Source organism: Streptomyces sp. S186 (assembly GCF_051603415.1).
In the GTDB taxonomy this organism is placed as follows: Bacteria; Actinomycetota; Actinomycetes; order Streptomycetales; family Streptomycetaceae; genus Streptomyces.
Window position 1 is genome coordinate 1,108,955 of sequence record NZ_CP193932.1, and the last position, 18,222, is coordinate 1,127,176.

Sequence of the window (18,222 nt, forward strand, 5' to 3'; positions counted from 1 at the left end):
TTGCCCGCCATAGGGGTTCGCCTTTTTTGCGCCTAGCGGCGCTTGCCGGTCCGCTGCGCTTGGCTGGCTTCCCACGTTGCCGGGTGCGGCGCCGTGTCGCCTGGCGGCGGGAGTTGTCCGCTGCGCGGGGCTGTTGGGTGCGGTGACGGGCCTCCGGGGGTGGTGTGCCGGACTGCTTCGCTTTACGTCCGGCACACCACCCCCTCCGACCCGTCCCCTCCCGTTGAGGGTCAGATTTCAGGCCAGTTGGGCCATCCGTCTGTGGGCCGGTGCAGGCCCCGGACTGATGGGTGACCGGCAGTTGGTGAGCGAGCCGGCACGGGACCACTCACGCCAGCCCCCACCCACCGTTTCCATGACCACCCACGGGAGGGGACGGGTCGGAGGGGCAGGGGGTGTGTCCGGACGTAAAGCGCAGCAGTCCGGACACACCCCCTGCCCCGGAGGCCCGGCACCGCACCCAACAGCCCCGCGCAGCGGACCCGCAATGCGCCGCAGGCGCAACAGGCAAGCGGCAAACCCCGGCGGAACGCCGGCTAGCGTTCGTCATCGAAGGTCCCCTTCGTTCTGCGGCGGCGCGGTGAGCGGTGGTCCGAGTCGGCTGCGGGGTGCCGGAGGCCGCAGGCCGTTGAGCGACGCGGTGATGCAATCGTTCGCGCAGATGGGGCGTCAAGGGCGGCCGGAATCTTCCCATCGCGGCGGGGACCTGCCGTGATGCGTCGCGGCGGAGCCGCATGCGGTGGGCCCGCGTGCCCCGCGCGCCGCGTTACCTTCGTGTGAACATCACGCGGCGCCTCACGCGCCGGTGACCGTGGGACGAACCGGAGGGAACGGGGCGATGGACCGGGTCGAGGCCCAGGAGGAACGGCGGCGGCGGATCCGGGAGTCGGTGGTCGCACGGGGGTTCGTGCGGACCTCCGACCTGGCCGCGGAGTTCGGGGTCAGTCTGATGACCGCCCATCGGGATCTGGACGCGCTGCAGGCGCAGGGCTGGCTGCGGAAGGTGCGGGGCGGGGCGACGGGGCTGCCGTCGGCGCAGTTCCACGGCACGGTCGCGGAGCGGATGGCGACGATGGCGGCGACCAAGCGGCTGTTGGCGCGGGCCGCGGCGGCGCTGCTGGTGCCCGGGCAGACGGTGCTGCTGGACGACAGCACGACCTGTCTGATGCTGGCGCACCAGGCTCCCGGGCACGCCCCGTTGACGGTGCTCACCAATTCGCTGCCGGCGATCACCATGCTGGCGCGGGAGCCGGGTATCTCGCTGATCACGCTGGGCGGGGCGTACTACCCGGCGTATGACGCGTTCATGGGGCTGCACACCGCGGACGCGGTCCGGGCGTACCGGGCGGATGTGCTGTTCCTGTCGACGACGGCCGTCGCCAAGGGCCGCTGCTATCACACGTCGCCGGAGACGGTGCAGGTCAAGCGGGCGATGATGGAGAGCGCGGCGCGGCGGGTGCTGGTCGCCGACCACACCAAGTTCCGGAAGGACGGGCTGTACGCGCTGGCGCCGCTGACCGACTTCGACCTGCTGATCACCGACGACGGGCTGCCGGCGGAGGAGGTACGGGCGATCCGGGCGGCCGGCACGCGGGTGACGGTGGTGGCGGGACGCGGGGGCGCGCGGGGTGCGGCGGGGTGTGTGGGCGCGTCCGCGGAATAGTCGGCCTCCGCCGCGCGTTGGGGCCCCCGAGGGGGCGCTCGCTTCCCCTACGGGATCTGTTCGCCCCTCCCCCAAGGGCCCCCGGCCCAGCCGCTCCCCCGCCGCTGCCGGGACCTACCCCAGCCCCAGCACCCCGGGGTCGGTCGCCAGGTCGCGCAGGGCGGCTCGGGGGTCGGTGAGGAGGTGGCGGGCGGTGAGGTCGAGGATGCCGCAGACGGCGCTGATCTCGGCGGCGGTGGTGCCGTCGGTCTTGCGCACGGTCTGCTCGATGACGAAGGTCTTCCCCTCGTTCCAGTCGAACCGGCAGCTGACCTCGACCTCGTCACCGGCGCGGAGTTCCCGCCGGTAGCGGATGGTGGTTTCGAGGGTGACCGGGCCGATGCCGCGGGCCACCAGTTCGCTCTGCGGGATGCCGCCGGCCTGGAGGGCGGACCAGCGGGCGTGCTCGGCGTACTGGAGGTAGACGCTCTGGTTGAGGTGGCCCTGGGTGTCGGTCTCATAGCCGCGGACGGTGATCGGTACGGCGAAGGTCCGGTCCGGGCCCGTTTCCGTCGCCACATGCGCCACTTCGGTCACGATCGCTCCTGTCTCCCCGTGGGTCACGCGTCGCACCATCGTAGGAGGAACGCTCAGCCGGTGCCGGGCATTCCGGTGGCGGTGGGTGTCCCTGTGACGGTCGGCGTCCCGGTGGCGGGCATTCCGGTGGTTGTCCCGGTGGGAGTGCCCAGGTCCGCCCAGGTGACGGTGCGGTCGCACCAGCGTTCCAGCAGGGTGCGGTCGTGGCCCACGGCGAGTACTCCGGCGCCGCTCTCCCGGCGGTAGGTCTCGACGACGGCGACGAGTGCGGCGGTGGTGGAGGCGTCCAGCATCGCGGTCATCTCGTCGCAGATCAGCCAGCGGGGGCGGAGCACCAGGGCGCGGGCCAGGCAGGCGCGTTGCAGCTGGCCGTCGCTGACCTCGTGCGGGCGGCGGGCGAGCAGGTCGTCGCCGAGGCCGACGAGGGGTGCCAACTCGCGCAGGCGGTCGGGGACTTCGGTCTTGCGCCCGGTGGCGCGGAGCGGCTCGGCGATCACGTCGGCGAGCCGCAGGCGGGGGTCGGCGGAGAGCCGGGGCTGCTGGAAGAGGACGCCGAAAGCGGTGCGCAGGGCGCGGGGTGCGCGGTGGCGCCAGCCCGGGGTGGGCGTGCCGTCCAGGACGACGGTGCCGGCGTAGGGCCGGTGGAGCAGGGCGGCGACCCGGGCCAGGGTGGACTTGCCGCAGCCGCTGGGGCCGAGCAGGCCGACCGCCTCGCCGGGGGCGAGGGTCAGGGACACGTCGCGGACGACGGGGGCGCCGCGGTCGTAGCCGGCGGTGATGTCACGGAGTTCGAGCACGGTCGGTCTTCCTCTCCGGCGGCATCGGGTGGTGGCAGGCGACGCCGTCGCGGGGCGCGGGGAGTGTCGCGCAGGCCGCGGTGGCGCGGTCGCAGCGGGCGGCGAAGGCGCAGCCGGCCGGCAGGTCGCCGAGTTCGGGCGGCATGCCGGGGAGGGGGGTGAAGGCGCGGTCGGGGAGCGCGTCGAGCAGGCCGCGGGCGTAGGGGTGGCGGGGGCCGGGGGTGCCGAAGAAGCGGCGGGCGTCGGCGAGTTCGACGAGGCGTCCGGCGTACATCACGGCGACCCGGTCCGCGATGCGTTCGGCGGCGGCCAGGTCGTGGGTGATCATCAGCAGGGCGTGGCCGGTTCCGGTGTGCCGGCGGAGTTCGTCGACGGTGCGGTCGACGAGGTCGCGGTCGAGGCCGGTGGTGGGTTCGTCGGCCAGCAGCAGCGGGGGGTCGCCGGCCAGGGCGAGGGCGGTGGCGGCGCGCTGGGCGAGGCCGCCGGAGAGCTGGTGCGGGTGGCGGTCGAGGTGGCCGGGTGGGAAGGCGGCGCGTTCGGCGGTCCGTTCGGCGGCCGCGCGCAGTTCGGGTCCGCGTCGGGTGCCGGTCAACTCCCGTACGGTTTCTTCCAGTTGGGAGCGTACGGTGCGGACGGGGGTGAGGTGGGCGGCGGGGCTCTGCGGGATCAGGCCGATCCGGCGGCCGCGGACGGACCGGGCGAGTTCGGTCTCGGGGGCGGTGAGCAGTTCGGTCGGGCCGTGGGTGTCGGTGAGCCGTGCGGTGCCGGTGGCCTCGGCGTTGCCGGGGAGCAGGCCGAGCAGGGCGGAGGCCAGGACGGACTTGCCGCAGCCGCTCTCGCCGACGAGGACCAGGCACTCGCCGGGTGCCAGGTCGAAGGCGGCGTCGGTGACGGCGGCGACGGACCGGCCGCCGGGCATGCGGAAGCGGACGGTCAGCCCGCGCACGGCGAGCAGCGGCCGGGGCTTGTCGTGGTGCGGTTCGGGGGTGCCGTGGGCGGTCACAGCGTCAGCTCCGATCGGCGGCGGGGGTTGAGCCGTTCCCGCCAGGCGCCGGCCAGGCCCGCGACGGCGAGGGTGGGGACGATGAGGAACAGGCCGGGGAAGAGGGTGGGCCACCAGTCGCCGGCCAGCAGGGAGCTGCGGGCGGCGTTGGCCATGATGCCCAGGCTCGCCTCGTGGGCGGGCAGTCCCAGGCCGAGGAAGGAGAGGGCGGACTCGTGCCAGATGGCGTGCGGCACCATCAGGACGGCGGCGAGTCCGGCCTGTGGCAGCACCGCGGGCAGGAGGTGTCGGGTGGTCACCCGCCGGCGTGAGGCGCCGCCGGTGAGCGCGGCGTCGAGGTGGGGGCGGGAGCGCAACGAGAGCACCTCGGCGCGGACGATGCGGGCGGTGGACAGCCAGTGCGTCAGCGCCACCGAGAGGATCACCGGCCAGACGCCGGGCCGGAACACGGCGACGACGAAGATGCCGAGCAGCAGGTGCGGCACGGACGAGAAGAGGTCGACCAGGCGCATCACGGTGCGGTCGGCCCAGCCGCCGAGCGCCCCGGCCAGGGCGCCGACGGCGGTGCCGGCGACGGTGGCGGCCAGTGCGGCGACCACGCCGACGAGCAGGGAGACGCGCAGTCCGTAGACGCAGCGGAGCAGCAGGTCGCGGCCGACCTCGTCGGTGCCGAACGGGTGGGCGGCGGAGGGCGGTCGGAGCTTGGCGGCCAGGTCTACGGCCTGCTGGTCGAGGGGGAGGAGCAGCGGGACGAGGAGGACGGCGAGGGCGAGGACGGCCAGGGTGGCGGCGGCGGCCCGGAGTCGGAGGGTGCGCCGGGCGCCCGGGCCGCGGCGGGTCCGGGGCGTGCGGGCGGGGGCGGTGCCGTGGGCGGTGTCAGCCATCGAATCCCACTCTCGGGTCGGCCAGTCCGTAGAGGAGGTCGGACAGCAGGTTGCCGGCGAGGACGGCGGCGGTGGCGAGCACGGTGAGCGCGGCGAGCAGGGGGAAGTCGACGCCGGTGGCGGCCTGGACGGTGGCGGCGGCGATGCCGGGCCAGCTGAAGACGGTCTCGACGAGGAGGGCGCCGGTGATGAGTTCGGGTACGCGGGAGCCGATCAGGGTGAGGACGGGCAGCAGGCCGGAGCGGAGTGCGTGCCGGTACAGCACGGTGCGTTCGCGCAGGCCGCGGGCGCGGGCGCCGCGCACGGGGTCCTCGTCCAGGGCGTCGCCGACGCCCTGGCGGACGTACAGCACGAACCAGGGGAGCTGGGAGACGGCGAGCACCAGTGCGGGGAGGGTGAGGTGGCGGGCGATCTGGCCGGGGGTGGCGAGGTCGCTGCCGGTGTCGGTGAGGCCGCCGGCCGGCAGTACGCCGAGTTTCAGTGCGCCGAGCCAGACGGCGAGCAGGCCGAGCCAGTAGGGCGGGGCGGCTTCCAGGACGTAGGCGGTGGCGGTGAGCGCGCGGTCGAGGGGGCTGCCGCGGCGGCGGGCGGCCAGCACGCCGAGGAGGGTGCCGGCGGTCACGGCGAGCGTGAAGGCCAGCGCGCACAGCAGGACGGACCAGCCGAGGCGTTCGCCGATGACCTGGGAGACCGGGGCGCGCATGCTGGTGGAGTCGCCGAGGTCGCCGGTGAGGGCGCGGGTGAGCCAGTGCCACCAGCGGGTGAGCAGGTGTTGGTCGGTGCCGAGGTTGTGCCGGAGCTGGTCGAGGTTCTCCTGGGAGGCGGTGAGTCCGGCGGTGCCGGCGTAGGCGCGCACCGGGTCGAAGGGCGAGGCGGCGGCGAGGGCGAACACCCCGAGGGTGACGGTGAGGAGGACGGGTACGGCGGTCAGGGCGCGCCGTGCCGTCATGCGTGCCATCGGCCCCCAGGGCAACGGGCGGTGGCGGCTGGTCACTTGGCGGGCTGCCAGTCCTCGGCGTTCCACCAGGGGCCGGAGGCCAGGCCGTGGTCGTGCGGTTCGACCTGGGTGGTGAGGTCCTTCCAGCGGTCGTCGACGACGTAGAGGTGGTCGACGTGGGTGAGGAAGATGTAGGCGGGGTCGTCGGCCAGTTCGCGCTGGATGGTGTCGTAGGCGGCCTTGCGGGCCGTGGGGTCGGCGGTGCGGCGGGCGGTGACGAGTTGGTCGTCGACGGTCTTGTTGGCGTAGCGGGACATGTTGTTGAAGCCGTCGCCGGCGAGTGAGGAGTGCAGCAGCAGGTACTGGTCGAAGTCGGGGTCGGCGGGGCTGCCGCCGCCGGCGAGGACGGCGTCCTGCTTCATGCGGGGCTCGATGGCCTCCCAGGTGCCGGACTCGACCTTGGCCTCGATGCCGGCCTTCTTGGCGTCGGAGGCGAAGGCGAGGGCGTGTTCCTGGCGGAGCTTGTCGCCGGAGAGGTACCAGAGGGTGAAGGAGGCGCGCTGTCCGTTCTTGGCGCGGATGCCGTCGGGGCCCTTCTTCCAGCCGGCGTCGTCGAGGAGGCGCTGGGCTCTGCCGGGGTCGTGCGGGCGCTGGGTGCCCTTGGCGAACCAGGGGCTGTCGGTGGGCACCGGGCCGTAGGCGGGCTTGCCGGCGCCGCTGAGGATGCCGTCGACCATGGCCTGGCGGTCGACGGCGAGGTCGAGTGCCCGGCGGACGGTCCGGTCGCCGGTGACGGGGTTGGCGCTGGGCAGGGTGACGTTGCGGTAGTCGAAGGTCTTGGCGGCGAGGGTGGTGCGGCTCTTGTCGGTCTTGAAGGTGGCGGCGAGTTCGGGCGGGAGGATGGCGCCGTCGAGGTCGCCGGAGCGCAGCCGGGTGGCGCGGATGTCGTCGTCCTTGATGACCGCCATGGTGAGGTGCTTCACCTTGGGTGTGCCGCCCCAGTAGTGGGGGTTGGCGGTGAAGGTGAGCTTCTCGCCCTTGGACCACTTGGTGAGGACGTAGGGGCCGGTGCCGACGGGGTGGGTGGTGAAGGGGCCGGTGTTGACGTCCTGTTGACCGGCGAGGTGCCGGGGGGCGATGGGCAGGACGGTGCGCTCGGCGAACGGCGCGTAGGGGTACTTCAGGTGGAAGACGACGGTCCGGTCGTCCTTCTTCTCGACGGTGTCGAGGGCGTCGAGTTCGGCCTTGGAGGCGTTGTTGGTCTTCTCGTCGAGGATGGTGTCGTAGGTGAAGACGACGTCGTCGGCGGTGAAGGGCTTGCCGTCGCTGAAGGTGACGCCGGGGCGGAGGGTGTAGGTGTAGGTCTTGCCGCCGTCGGTGACCTTGGGGAGGGCGGCGGCGAGTGCGGGCTTGAGGTGCATGCCGGCGTCGTGGGTGAGCAGTCCGTCGAAGATCTTGGAGTTGCCGTCCTTGCCGTAGCCGAGGAGGGGGCTGAGGGTCTCGGGTTCGTAGGCGATGCCGACGACGGCGCGGTCGGTGGGCTTGGTGCTGCCGCGGCCCTCGTGCGGCGCGGCGCAGGCTGCCGCGGTGAGCGCCGTGGTGGCCGCCAGTGCCGTGGCGACCGCGCGCCGTATGGACCGGGACGTCATGCCCACACCCCTTTTGAAGATCGACTGTTGTTGCGAACCGCTCGCATTTCCGGGGCTGCCATTAAAACAGTCGTAAAGGTGTGGTCATGAACCGGTCCCGGACGGCCGTGGACCGCTATGGGGTGTGGGGTCCCCGGGGCCGGGCGGTCACGGGGTGCCCGTCACCAGCTTCAGGTCCCACTTCCGCAGCGGCACGTCGATGGGCTGGAAGATGGTGACGGTGTCCCCGCCGACGTCGCAGGTCGCCGCGCCGCCCCCGGAGTGCACGCCCACGGCCTTGGGGGCGCCGGGCTGGCTGACGTAGGAACCGCCCGAATCCCCGGCCGCCGAGCAGGCGTTGGTGAAGGACAGCCCGGAGATGACGGTGGTGCCGTAGTCCACGGTCTGGTCGGTGCGGGTGATCTCGCCGCAGTGCCAGCCGCTGGTCTGGCCGGAGTGGCAGATCGACATCCCGACGATGCCCTTCTGGGCGCCGGTGACGGTGACCGGGCTGCCGCCCTGGCCCCGCACCTCCGGGGTCAGCTTCCAGCCCCGCTGGTTCACCGCCACCAGGCCGTAGTCGCCGGCGTAGCCGTTGACGCTGTGCGTCCCGCCCTCGTTGGAGGTGCCGATGCGGGTGCCGTCCTTGCCGTAGGCGGGCTGGTTGGCCTTGAGGGTGCAGTGACCGGCCGTCAGGAAGCCCTGGAAGTGGTGGGGACCGGTCACCGAGAAGCCGACGGAGCAGATGCCGTCGGTTCCCGGCATCCAGCGTTCGCCGCCGCCGATGGTGCCGTCCTGCTGGCGCGGGGCCTGGTCGCTGCGTTCGACGGTGACCGGGACCCGGGAGCGGACCGCGATCTGCCGGATCGCGCTCTCGAAGCCGGCGGTGCGGGTGGTGCGGGTGGCACGGTCGACCCGCACCACGACCCCGTTGGCGCGCTCGTCGATGCCCCAGCCGGTGACACCCGGGACGCCCCGGCCGGCGTGGTCGGCGATCTGGCGGACCACACCGCGCAGCGTCTCCCGGCTGTGCCGGACGGTCTTGGGGACCGCCCCCGCGTCCCGGACCCGCCGGGCGTCGTCGGGCCCGTTGACCGCGACGACGAGCCGGCCGAGCGACTTGTCGAACCACATCCCGGCGGGCGGCGCGGACAGTGCCCGGCGCACGGCCAGGGCGGTGTGCTGCGCCTCGGCCTCCTGCGCGAGCCGGGTCCGGACCTCGGTCGGGGACAGCCCGAGGTCCCGGCGCATCGCGTCGAGCATGCTGCGCCGCGCGGGCTGGGGAACGGGGTCGGACTGCGGCCGGGCCCGCGCCGGGCCGTTCGGGGTGACGGCCGCGACCAGGGCGGCCGCGGCCGCGCTCCACAGGGCGGCCTTGGGAATGCGGCGTTGCATGGGGGTCTCCTCGCGGTGTCGAGTACACATCCCGTCCGGAGGTGGGCGGGTGCAGGGATCGGCCCTCAACGAGCCTCGCCGACACCGCACGGGCCGGCACGGGGAGAGCGGCGGCATGATGGCGCGGTGGTCCCCCGCCGGTCGCCGCCAAGTCCCCATCGCCCACGGCCTCGTCGCGTTCGGGGCGCCGCCCGGGGCGCTGCGCAACGTCCCCTGCTCGGCCGCCCGCCATCCGGGAGCCGGGGCACCTGAATGCCCGTCACCACCGGCGGGCCGTCGCGTCGGGGCCGCTGGAGCCGGTGCTCTTCGACGGCGGGGCGGGCGCCGGGCGGTCGGAGGGGTACGGCGCGCACGTCGGGGTCCGTGTCGGTCCGGACCGGGTGCCGCGCCTGTGCCGGGAGGGGTGACCGGACGGGCGGCCGGGGTGGCTCAGAAGTCGCCGCCGAAGCCGCCGTCGCCGCCGCCCCCGAAGCCCCCGCCGCCGTCGCCGAAGCCGCCGCCGAAGTCACCGGGATCGAAGTCGCCGCCCGTGACGTCGCCGCCGCCCGCGCCCTCGTAGCCACCGAGGTCGGCGCCGTAGGCGGGGCCGGTCATCATCAGGTGGCCGAGGGTGGTGCCGACGAGGAGGCCCGGGAGCAGCCCGCCGCCGAAGTAGCCGCCGGCCCAGGGGGCGTAGGCGGGGCCCGCGTCCCAGTAGGGGCGGTCGCCCTGTGGGGTGCGGACCGTGCGGGCCAGCGGTTCGCGGCCGTCGTCCAGGCGGCTCTTGTCGGCGGCGCAGACCGGGACGGTGCGCTCGGCGCCGCCGGGCGGGGCCCAGACGGCGTCGGTGACGGAGGGGCCGTGCCGGGGGTCGAAGAAGCAGGGCAGCCGGCGCTCGGGCAGCGGCTCGCCGGCGCGGCGGGCGGCGAGGGTGGCGAGCGCGAAGCGGCCCTCCTCCAGTTCCCTGGTCACCGCCTGGACGTCGCCGGGGTGCTCGGCCGCGGCCATCGCCGACTTGGCGTCCTCGTAGGCGTCCAGGGCGCGGGCGTAGTCGGCGCGCATCGGGTCGTCGGCGCCGGGCGCCGACGGGTCGAAGTCCAGCCGGTCCAGTTCCTCGCCGAAGGCGGTGATGTCCTCGTCGACCACGATGCGCAGGTCTTCGAGGGCGGCGCGCTCCTCCTCGGCCCGCTTGCGGCGGTTGCGGCGGGCGATGGCGTAGGCGCCGCCGCCCCCGATGACGATCAGCGCGCCGATGCCGACGGCGGTGCCGGTGCCGAAGCCGCCGCCGGTGCCGCCCCAGGAGGCCGGGGCGTGGCCGCGGGCCTCGGTGACGGCGGTGTCGACGAAGCTGTTCAGGCGCGCGGAGACCGTCGGGTACCGGGAGCGTTCGACGGCGCCGACGAGGTTCTGGACGGCGGTGCGCGGCATCACCCGGGGGTCGGCGCCGGCGTTGAAGCCGTCGCCGAGTTCGACGGCGTAGACGCCGCTGATGCCGACCTTGGTGCGCAGGTCCCGGAGGAGGGTGGCCGGCTGGTAGTCGGAGGTCCGGGGCAGGACGGCGACGAAGACCGGTTTGCCGGAGTCCTTGATCTTCTTGGCGAGGGCGTCCGCCTGGCCGGCCGAAAACCGGTCCGAGGCGCGGGGATCGACATAGACCGGGCCCTTCCGCAGGGCGGCGGCCGCCTCGTCCAGACCGCCCACGGCGTGCGCGCCGGGTACGGCCACCGTGACCGTCGCGAGGAGGGCCGCCAGCAGCAGGAGAACCGGTCCGATCAGCGCCTGGCGGATTGCGGTCTTCATGGCTCCGACGCTACCCGAACCGCACTTTCAGGACACCCTTGCCTATTTGCCGAATTTTTACCGAACGTCCGGGGGTGGCGGGCAGTATGCGGTGCCGCGGCGGCCCTGTCGCGCCGGGGCTGTCCATCCAGGTGGACGCCGGGCGCGGCTTTTTGATGATCAAGGTCGCCGGGGATGTTCGGGCTCGTCCCTTCCCCGACGGCGCCCGGGACCGCCCCGCGGCGGCGCCCGCGGAAGGGGGAACGACTCGTCCCTCCCCGACGAAAGGAGGACACGATGGGCAGGGTCGCCGAGACCGCCAACTCCCTCGCCATCGCCGTCGCCGCCACCGCGGTCGGCTGCACGCTGGTCCTCGAACTGGCCCCCACCCGCCACCCCGGCGCCGAGCGGTCCGCCATCGCCGCGGCGGCACCCGCGGCCGCCACGGGTCCGGCCGCCGCCGGCCGCGCCGCGGTCTCCCTCGGCGGGCCGGAGGTCCCCGAGGGCCCGGCGGCCGACGCCGCGCTCGGCGCCCCCGGACCGGCGCCGGTCCGCCCCGCCGGCTCCCGCCCGGCCGCGCCGCCGCCCGCCGCCGGGCGACCGGCCGGGCGGATCCAGGTCACCGGGCCCGCCGGCCCGCCCAGCCTGCGGGCCAAGGGCAGCTTCCCGGTCGCCTGGACCAACACCACCGGCACCGAGGTGGACGTCTGGCTGAACGCGGCCGCCGGCCGGGGGCGGATACAGCGACTGGCGATGGTCTCCCCGCGGGCCGGCGCCGGACCGGCCGGCGAGGCCCTGGTGACGCTCCCCGAGGTGCCGCCCGGCCGGGCCTACGCCCTGGAGGTGGCCGCCGGCAACGGCGCCGCGCACGCCTTCAGCCGGCCGTTCGCAGTCACCAACTGACCGGCCGGGGCGGCGCGTTGGGGCGGCGCTCTACGGCGCGGCCAGGTCGACCAGTCCGGCCAGCGCCGCCCGGTGGCGGCCCGGTGTGCCGAGGGCGAGCTCGTCGCTCTTGGCGCGCTTGAGGAAGAGGTGCGCGGGGTGCTCCCAGGTCATCCCGATGCCGCCGTGCAGCTGGATGCACTCCTCGGCGGCGCGGACCGCCACCGGCGCGCAGTACGCCTGGGCCACCGCGACCGCGACCGGCGCGTCCGGGGTGTCGCCGGCCAGCGCGTCGGCGGCGTTGCGGGCCGCGGCCCGGGCCGCGGCGACGTCCAGCCACAGGGCGGCCATCCGGTGCTTGAGGGCCTGGAAGGAGCCGATCGGGCGGCCGAACTGGGTGCGCTCGCGGGTGTACCGCACGGTTTCGGCCAGGCACCACTCGGCGAGTCCGAGCTGTTCGGAGGCGAGGAGTCCGGCGCCGGTGCGCAGCGCGCGCTCGACGGCGGCGCGGGCCCGCTCCCCGCGGACCAGCGGGCGGCCGGCGGCACCGTCGAGGACCACATGGGCCAGGGGCCGCGTCAGGTCGAGCGGGGTGACCGGCTCGATGCGCACGCCGTGGGCCGCGGCGTCCACCGCGTGCAGGGCCGGGCCGTCCGGGCCGTCGGCCGGGACGAGCAGCAGCCCGGCGCCGGCGGCGTCCGCGACGGAGGTGATCCGCCCGGTGAGGGCGCCGGCGGCGTCCGCCCGTACGGTGGCCGGGCCGGTCCCGCCCGGTGCGGTCGGCAGCGGCACGGCGAGCGCGCCGAGGGTGCGGCCCTCGGCGAGCGCGGCCAAAGGGCCGGCGACCTCGGGCCGGGCGGTGTCGCAGCCGAGCAGTGCGGTGACCGCGAGCACCGCACTGGTCAGATAGGGCACCGGCGCCACCGCGCGCCCCAGTTCCTCCAGGACGACGGCGGCCTCCCGGGGGCCGGCGCCCTGTCCGCCGAGCTTCTCGGGGACGAGCAGCCCGGCGGCGCCGATCCCGGCGGTCAGGGCGTGCCACAGGTCCGGGTCGTGAGGCCGGCCGGTCTCCACGGCGGCGAGCACGGCGGCCGGATCCGCGCGGTCGGTGAGCAGCGCCCGTACGGCTGCGCGCAGGGCGTCCTCCTCCTCGGAGTAGAGGAGGTCGGGTTCGGCGGGGGTCGTGGGGGCCGGGGTCGTGGGGGTCATCGGGGGAGGTCCTTCCACGCGGCGTCCTTGTCGGTGCGCGGCTCGGGCGGCAGGCCCAGGACGCGCTCGGCGACGATGTTGAGCAGCACTTCGGAGGTGCCTCCCTCGATGGAGTTCCCCTTGGCGCGCAGATAGCGGTAGCCGGCCTCGCGGCCGGTGAAGTCGACGCTCTCGGGGCGGCGCAGGGTCCAGTCGTCGTAGGTGAGGCCGTCCTCGCCGCGGAACTCCACCTCCCAGCCGCTGATCTGCTGGGCGAGCCGGGCGAAGGCCAGTTTCATCCCGCTGCCCTCGGGCCCGGGCTGGCCCTCGGACAGCTGCTGGCGCAGCCGTTCGCCGGTGAGGCGGGCGGCCTCGGCCTCCACCCAGAGGGTCAGCAGCCGCTGGTGCAGGTCGTGGGTGCGCAGCTCGGGGCGGTCGCGCCAGGCGGCCGCGGCGACGCCGATCATTCCGCCCTCGCGCGGGGTGCGGACGCCGCCGATGGCGACCCGCTCGTTCATCAGGGTGGTGCGGGCGACCTGCCAGCCGTCGCCGACGTCGCCGAGGCGGTGGGCGTCGGGGATCCGCACGCCGCTGAGGAAAACCTCGTTGAACTCCGCCTCGCCGGTGATCTGGCGCAGCGGCCGCACCTCGACGCCGGGGGCGGTCATGTCGCAGAGGAAGTAGGTCAGTCCGCGGTGTTTGGGGACGGCCGGGTCGGTGCGGGCGATCAGGATCGCCCAGCGCGCCAGGTGGGCACTGGAGGTCCAGACCTTCTGCCCGTCCACGATCCAGTCGCCGTCGCCGTCCTCGTCCCGGACGGCGCGGGTGGCCAGCGCGGCCAGGTCGGAGCCGGCGCCGGGCTCGCTGAACAGCTGGCACCACACCTCCTCGCCGGTCCACAGCGGGCGCAGGAAGCGCTTCTTCTGCTCCTCGGTGCCGTAGCGGAGGATCGTCGGGGCGGCCATGCCGAGGCCGATGCCGATCCGGCCGGGGTCGTTGTCCGGGGCGCCGGCGGCGGCGAGTTCGGCGTCCACGACGGCCTGGAGGGAGCGCGGGGCGTCCAGGCCGCCGAGGCCCTCGGGGAAGTGCACCCAGGCGAGCCCGGCGTCGAAGCGGGCCCGCAGGAAGTCCAGCCGGTCGGTGGCCCCCGGAGGGTGGGCGGCGAGCAGGTCGGTGGTGCGCCGGCGCAGGTCGGCGGCGTCGGTCATCGGGTCTCCTCCGTTCCGGGAACGACCACGAGGCGGCCGACGGAGTCCCCGTCGGCGACCCGCTGGACGGCGTCGGCGGCCGCCGACAGCGGCACCCGGCCGCCGATCAGCGGCGCGACGGCGCCCCGGTCGGCGAGCTTGGTCAGCTCCTCGTGGCAGGCGTCGACGGCGGCCGGGTCCTTTGCGTTGTACAGGCCCCAGTGCAGGCCCAGGATCGAGTAGTTCTTGACGAGGGCGTGGTTGAGGGCCGGGGTGGGGACGGTGCCGCCGGCGAAGCCGACGACGACGATCCTGCCCTCGAAGGCGATGCACTTGGTGGACTTGGCGTACGCGTCGCCGCCGACCGGGTCGTAGACCACGTCCGCGCCCCGTCCGCCGGTGGCGTCCTTGACGGCGGCGACGAGGTCGTCGGTACGGCGGTCGAGGACGAGGTCGCAGCCCAGTTCCCGGGCGGTGCGGGCCTTGTCGGGGCCGCCGACGACGCCGATGACCCGGGCGCCGGCGGCCCGGCCCAGCTGGACGGCGGCGCTGCCGACGCCGCCGGCCGCGGCGTGCACCAGCAGTGTCTCGCCGGCCTGGAGCCGGGCCCGGCGGTGCAGTCCGAACCAGCCGGTCTGGTAGCCGATGTGCAGCGCGGCGGCCTCGGCGTCGTCCAGCGCCTCGGGTGCCGGGCGGACGGTGGCGGCGTCGGCGACCGCGAGTTCGGCGAACCCGCCGCCCGGGAGCGCGGGCTGGGCCAGCACCCGCGCCCCGACCTCGCCGGCCGCGCCCTCGCCGACGGCCAGCACCTCGCCGCAGATCTCCACGCCGGGGGTGAACGGGAGCGGCGGCCGAACCTGGTACTGGCCCCGGCACAGCAGCGCGTCGGGGAAGTTGACGTCGGCCGCCCGCACCCGCAGCAGCAGCTGTCCCGGCCCCGGCTGCGGGTCCGGCACCTCCTCCAGCCGCATCACCGCTCGCGGCTCCCCGTTCGCGTGCACGCGCCATGCCTTCACCTGATGCCTCCACAGACCTGAAGTCGTACGGCCGGTGCGGGGCCGGGCCCGGCCCTCGCCAGGCGGCATACTAAGCGGTCGGTATCCATCGACGGAACAGTTCCGGCCGCCCGTCGTCGCGGGTGCCCCACCGACTCGGGGACGGCTCGGGGACGGCCCGGGGACGGCCCGGCGCCGGAGCCTGCCCCTGGCAGGGACAGGCACCCCACCCGCCCCATGACGCACACTGACGGGCATGGACGCATCCGCCACCGGCCCCTCCGCACTGGGGGACTTCCTGCGCACCCGCCGCGCCCGGCTCCAGCCGGAGGACGTCGGCCTGGTCTCCTACGGGTCCCGCCGCCGGGTTCCCGGTCTGCGGCGCGAGGAGCTCGCCCAGCTCGCCGGCGTCAGCGTCGCCTACTACACCCGCCTCGAACAGGGGCAGAGCCACAACGCCTCGGAGGGCGTGCTGGACGCCCTGGCCCGGGCGCTGCGGCTGACCCCTGACGAGCGCGCCCACCTGCGCCAACTCGCCCGCCCTGAACCGGCCCGGCGCCGCCCGGCGGTCCGCCCAGCGACCGCCCGCCCCGGTGTGCGGCAGCTGCTCGCCGCCGTCGGGGCCGTACCGGCCGTCGCCCTCGGACCGCGCTTCGAGGTCCTGGCCTGGAACCGCCTCGGGCACGCCCTGATCGCCGGCCATCTCGACTTCGACAGCCCGTCCCGCCCGCTGGACCGGCCCAACACCCAGCGGCTGCTCTTCCTCGACCCGCACACCCGCGAGCTCTACCCGCGGCGCGAGGAGGAGACCCGGCGCGCGGTCGCCGCCCTGCGGGTGGCCGCGGGACAGCTCCCCGACGACCGGCAACTGGCCGGGCTGATCGGCGAGTTGTCGATGAAGAGCACCGAGTTCAGCGGCCTGTGGTCGCGCCATGTGGTCGGCAACTGCACCTTCGGCACCAAGCACTTCCACCATCCGCTGGTGGGCGAGGTGGCCCTGGACTTCGAGATGATGCAGACCCCGGACGGCTCCGGCCAGTCCGTCCTCATGTTCACCGCCGCCGAGGGCTCCCCCTCCGAGGCCGCGCTACGACTCCTCGCCGCGGAACACGCCCCGGACACCCGGGTCCCCACACCCGAGCACCCGTAAGCCCCTCCCCCGGCGAGGTGGTCACCCGCCCCAAGTCACGCCGGTGCGTGCTCGCTTCGGCGTTCCTCGGGGTCGGTGCGGTGGATCCGGCCGGTGGTGAGGGCGTCGGTGAGGGTGAGGTGGTCGTGGGCGAGGGCGAGGCAGGTGGCGGTGTCCATGCGGAGGACGGTGTCGGGGTGGGGGGCGGGGCCGTCGGCGTAGCGGGGGGCGGAGGGGTCGTCCGGGTCGAGGACGATGTGGAAGGCGCCCTCGTCCAGGGCGATGTCGATGACGCGGACCGGGCCGTCGGCGAAGTGGCGGGCGAGCCGGGTCATCAGCGGGACCGCGAACCAGTGGGCGCGGACCGCGTCCGTGGGGCGCTGCACGCCGAGGGCCGGGGCACCCCAGTCGGCGAGTGCGGTCAGGGCCGGGAGCAGGGCGCGGCCGCGCGGGGTGAGTTCGTAGACGTAGGCGGCGCCGGGCGGGGGGAGGCGGCGGCGGGTGAGGAGGTCGTCGCGCTCCATGTCCTTCAGCCGGGAGGCGAGCATGTCCGTGCTGACGCCCGGCAGGTCGGCGTGGAGGTCGGTGTAACGCCGGGATCCGCCGAGGAGTTCCCGGACGATCAGCAGCGTCCAGCGGTCGCCCACGGCGTCCAGGGCCCGGGCGACGGCGCAGTACTGGTCATAGCTTCGGCGCGGCATGACACCAGCATAGACATGTGATTGGATTTTCCAAGTCAGGAGTTGGGAAAACCAAGTACGGTGTCACGAGTGCTGCCGCGCCCCGCGGTGGGAGAGAGGACGAGGAGGCCGCCGCATGCAGTTCAAGCAGTCCAGCAAGTTGGCCGATGTCTGCTACGAGATCCGCGGGCCGGTGATCGAGCACGCCGACGCGCTGGAGGAGGCCGGCCACAGCGTGCTGCGGCTGAACACCGGCAATCCGGCGGTGTTCGGCTTCGAGTGCCCGGAGGAGATCCTCCAGGACGTGATGCGCAACCTCTCCCGGGCGCACGGCTACACCGAGTCCCGCGGCATCCTCTCCGCCCGCCGGGCGGTGGCCCAGCGCTATCAGGAGGCCGATCTGCCGGACGTCGGCGTCGACGACGTCTATCTGGGCAACGGCGTCTCCGAGCTGGTCTCGATGGCGGTCCAGGCGCTGGTCGACGACGGGGACGAAGTCCTCATCCCGGCGCCCGACTTCCCGCTGTGGACGGCGGTCACCAGCCTGGCCGGCGGCACGCCGGTGCACTACCTCTGCGACGAGTCCGCCGACTGGCTCCCGGACCTCGACGACCTCGCCTCGAAGATCACCGACCGGACCCGGGCGCTGGTCATCATCAACCCCAACAACCCCACCGGCGCGGTCTATCCGCGCGAGGTGCTGGAGGGCATGCTCGACCTCGCCCGCCGCCACCAGCTGATGGTCTTCGCCGACGAGATCTACGACCGGATCCTGTATGACGACGCGGTCCACCATCACGCCGCGGTGCTCGCGCCGGACCTGGTGTGCCTGACCTTCAGCGGGCTGTCCAAGGCGTACCGGGTGGCCGGCTTCCGCTCCGGCTGGCTGGTGGTCTCCGGCCCCAAGCAGCACGCCGCGGACTACCTGGAGGGACTGGGCACCCTCGCCTCGATGCGGCTGTGCCCCAACGCCCCGGCGCAGTACGCGATCCAGGCCGCGCTCGGCGGCCGGCAGACCATCACGGACCTGGTCCTGCCCGGCGGCCGGCTGCGCGAGCAGCGCGACCGGGCCTGGGAGCGGCTCAACGAGATCCCGGGCGTCTCCTGCGTCAAGCCCAAGGGCGCGCTGTACGCCTTCCCGCGCCTCGACCCGGCGGTCCACAAGATCCACGACGACGAGAAGTTCGTCCTGGACCTGCTGCTGCGGGAGAAGATCCAGGTCGTCCAGGGCACCGGTTTCAACTGGCCGCGCCCGGACCACTTCCGGATCCTGACCCTGCCGCACGCCGACGACCTCGACGCGGCGATCGGCCGGATCGGCCGCTTCCTGGCCGGCTACCGGCAGTAGGGACACCGGGCGCACGGCCTCGGGCGGGGCGCCCGCCGTCCCGGCCGGGGCCGCGGACACCCGAACGGGTGTACCAGTTTTCCGGCGGCTCCGCCCCGTCCCACCTGCCCCGTCACCCGCCACGGCCCCTCCGCGGCGGGAAGGCGCTCTTGAGGCGCGTGCGATCAGCGGC

General features: G+C 74.6%; 16 protein-coding genes. 4 read left to right on the plus strand and 12 right to left on the minus strand.

The features are described 5' to 3' along the window. The first annotated feature begins 838 nt into the window (after nt 1–838). Nucleotides 839–1,663 carry a DeoR/GlpR family DNA-binding transcription regulator gene (locus tag ACRAS8_RS04890; RefSeq protein ID WP_438484536.1) on the plus strand — a complete coding sequence of 275 codons (825 nt, stop codon included), beginning with the start codon at nt 839–841 and terminating at the stop codon, nt 1,661–1,663. 114 nt (nt 1,664–1,777) lie between these two features. Here ACRAS8_RS04890 and ACRAS8_RS04895 read toward each other — a convergent pair whose 3' ends face one another. The 8 genes from ACRAS8_RS04895 to ACRAS8_RS04930 form a co-directional block, all read right to left on the minus strand. Further along, nucleotides 1,778–2,239 carry an acyl-CoA thioesterase gene (locus ACRAS8_RS04895; RefSeq protein ID WP_438484537.1) on the minus strand — a complete coding sequence of 154 codons (462 nt, stop codon included), beginning with the start codon at nt 2,237–2,239 and terminating at the stop codon, nt 1,778–1,780. Between the two features lie 53 nt (nt 2,240–2,292). Continuing rightward, nucleotides 2,293–3,036, minus strand: coding sequence for an ABC transporter ATP-binding protein (locus tag ACRAS8_RS04900; RefSeq protein ID WP_438484538.1), 744 nt, complete (start codon nt 3,034–3,036; stop codon nt 2,293–2,295). Then, a complete protein-coding gene (locus tag ACRAS8_RS04905; RefSeq protein WP_438484539.1) occupies nt 3,020–4,039 on the minus strand; it encodes an ABC transporter ATP-binding protein in 1,020 nt (339 codons plus the stop codon). The genes ACRAS8_RS04900 and ACRAS8_RS04905 overlap by 17 nt, the downstream gene beginning before the upstream one ends. Further along, nucleotides 4,036–4,923: an ABC transporter permease gene (locus ACRAS8_RS04910; RefSeq protein WP_438484540.1), complete on the minus strand. Its 888-nt coding sequence runs from the start codon at nt 4,921–4,923 to the stop codon at nt 4,036–4,038. The genes ACRAS8_RS04905 and ACRAS8_RS04910 overlap by 4 nt, the downstream gene beginning before the upstream one ends. After that, nucleotides 4,916–5,872 (minus strand): ABC transporter permease, encoded by a 957-nt coding sequence (locus ACRAS8_RS04915; RefSeq protein WP_438490344.1) that lies wholly within the window; start codon nt 5,870–5,872, stop codon nt 4,916–4,918. Before ACRAS8_RS04915 ends, ACRAS8_RS04910 begins: the two co-directional genes overlap by 8 nt. A 41-nt stretch (nt 5,873–5,913) precedes the next feature. Next, on the minus strand, nt 5,914–7,509 hold the full coding sequence (locus tag ACRAS8_RS04920; RefSeq protein WP_438484541.1) for an ABC transporter substrate-binding protein: 1,596 nt from the start codon (nt 7,507–7,509) through the stop codon (nt 5,914–5,916). Nucleotides 7,510–7,656: 147 nt separating this feature from the next. Continuing rightward, on the minus strand, nt 7,657–8,883 hold the full coding sequence (locus ACRAS8_RS04925) for a S1 family peptidase (RefSeq protein ID WP_438484542.1): 1,227 nt from the start codon (nt 8,881–8,883) through the stop codon (nt 7,657–7,659). 429 nt (nt 8,884–9,312) lie between these two features. After that, nucleotides 9,313–10,662, minus strand: a complete 1,350-nt coding sequence (locus tag ACRAS8_RS04930) for a hypothetical protein (protein WP_438484543.1) — start codon at nt 10,660–10,662, stop codon at nt 9,313–9,315. A 276-nt stretch (nt 10,663–10,938) separates the two neighbouring features. On the opposite strand from ACRAS8_RS04930, the gene ACRAS8_RS04935 reads away from it, so the two are divergent. Next, a complete protein-coding gene (locus tag ACRAS8_RS04935) occupies nt 10,939–11,544 on the plus strand; it encodes a hypothetical protein (RefSeq protein WP_438484544.1) in 606 nt (201 codons plus the stop codon). A gap of 30 nt (nt 11,545–11,574) precedes the next feature. On the opposite strand, the gene ACRAS8_RS04940 is transcribed toward ACRAS8_RS04935, so the two are convergent. From ACRAS8_RS04940 to ACRAS8_RS04950, 3 genes are read right to left on the minus strand one after another with little or no spacing between them, the layout of a single operon-like run. After that, entirely contained in the window at nt 11,575–12,732 is a 1,158-nt protein-coding gene (locus ACRAS8_RS04940; RefSeq protein ID WP_438484545.1) for an acyl-CoA dehydrogenase family protein, read from the minus strand. Then, nucleotides 12,729–13,919, minus strand: coding sequence for an acyl-CoA dehydrogenase family protein (locus ACRAS8_RS04945; RefSeq protein WP_438484546.1), 1,191 nt, complete (start codon nt 13,917–13,919; stop codon nt 12,729–12,731). The genes ACRAS8_RS04940 and ACRAS8_RS04945 overlap by 4 nt, the downstream gene beginning before the upstream one ends. Continuing rightward, on the minus strand, nt 13,916–14,914 hold the full coding sequence (locus ACRAS8_RS04950; protein ID WP_438484547.1) for an NADPH:quinone oxidoreductase family protein: 999 nt from the start codon (nt 14,912–14,914) through the stop codon (nt 13,916–13,918). The genes ACRAS8_RS04945 and ACRAS8_RS04950 overlap by 4 nt, the downstream gene beginning before the upstream one ends. Nucleotides 14,915–15,149: 235 nt before the next feature. On the opposite strand from ACRAS8_RS04950, the gene ACRAS8_RS04955 reads away from it, so the two are divergent. Beyond that, a complete protein-coding gene (locus ACRAS8_RS04955; protein WP_438484548.1) occupies nt 15,150–16,043 on the plus strand; it encodes a helix-turn-helix transcriptional regulator in 894 nt (297 codons plus the stop codon). A gap of 35 nt (nt 16,044–16,078) precedes the next feature. On the opposite strand, the gene ACRAS8_RS04960 is transcribed toward ACRAS8_RS04955, so the two are convergent. Then, nucleotides 16,079–16,723 carry a winged helix-turn-helix transcriptional regulator gene (locus ACRAS8_RS04960; protein ID WP_438484549.1) on the minus strand — a complete coding sequence of 215 codons (645 nt, stop codon included), beginning with the start codon at nt 16,721–16,723 and terminating at the stop codon, nt 16,079–16,081. A 115-nt stretch (nt 16,724–16,838) separates the two neighbouring features. On the opposite strand from ACRAS8_RS04960, the gene ACRAS8_RS04965 reads away from it, so the two are divergent. Then, the gene (locus ACRAS8_RS04965; RefSeq protein WP_438484550.1) at nt 16,839–18,050 is read left to right on the plus strand and encodes a pyridoxal phosphate-dependent aminotransferase; all 1,212 of its coding nucleotides are present in this window, start codon (nt 16,839–16,841) and stop codon (nt 18,048–18,050) included. The last annotated feature ends 172 nt before the right edge of the window (nt 18,051–18,222 follow it).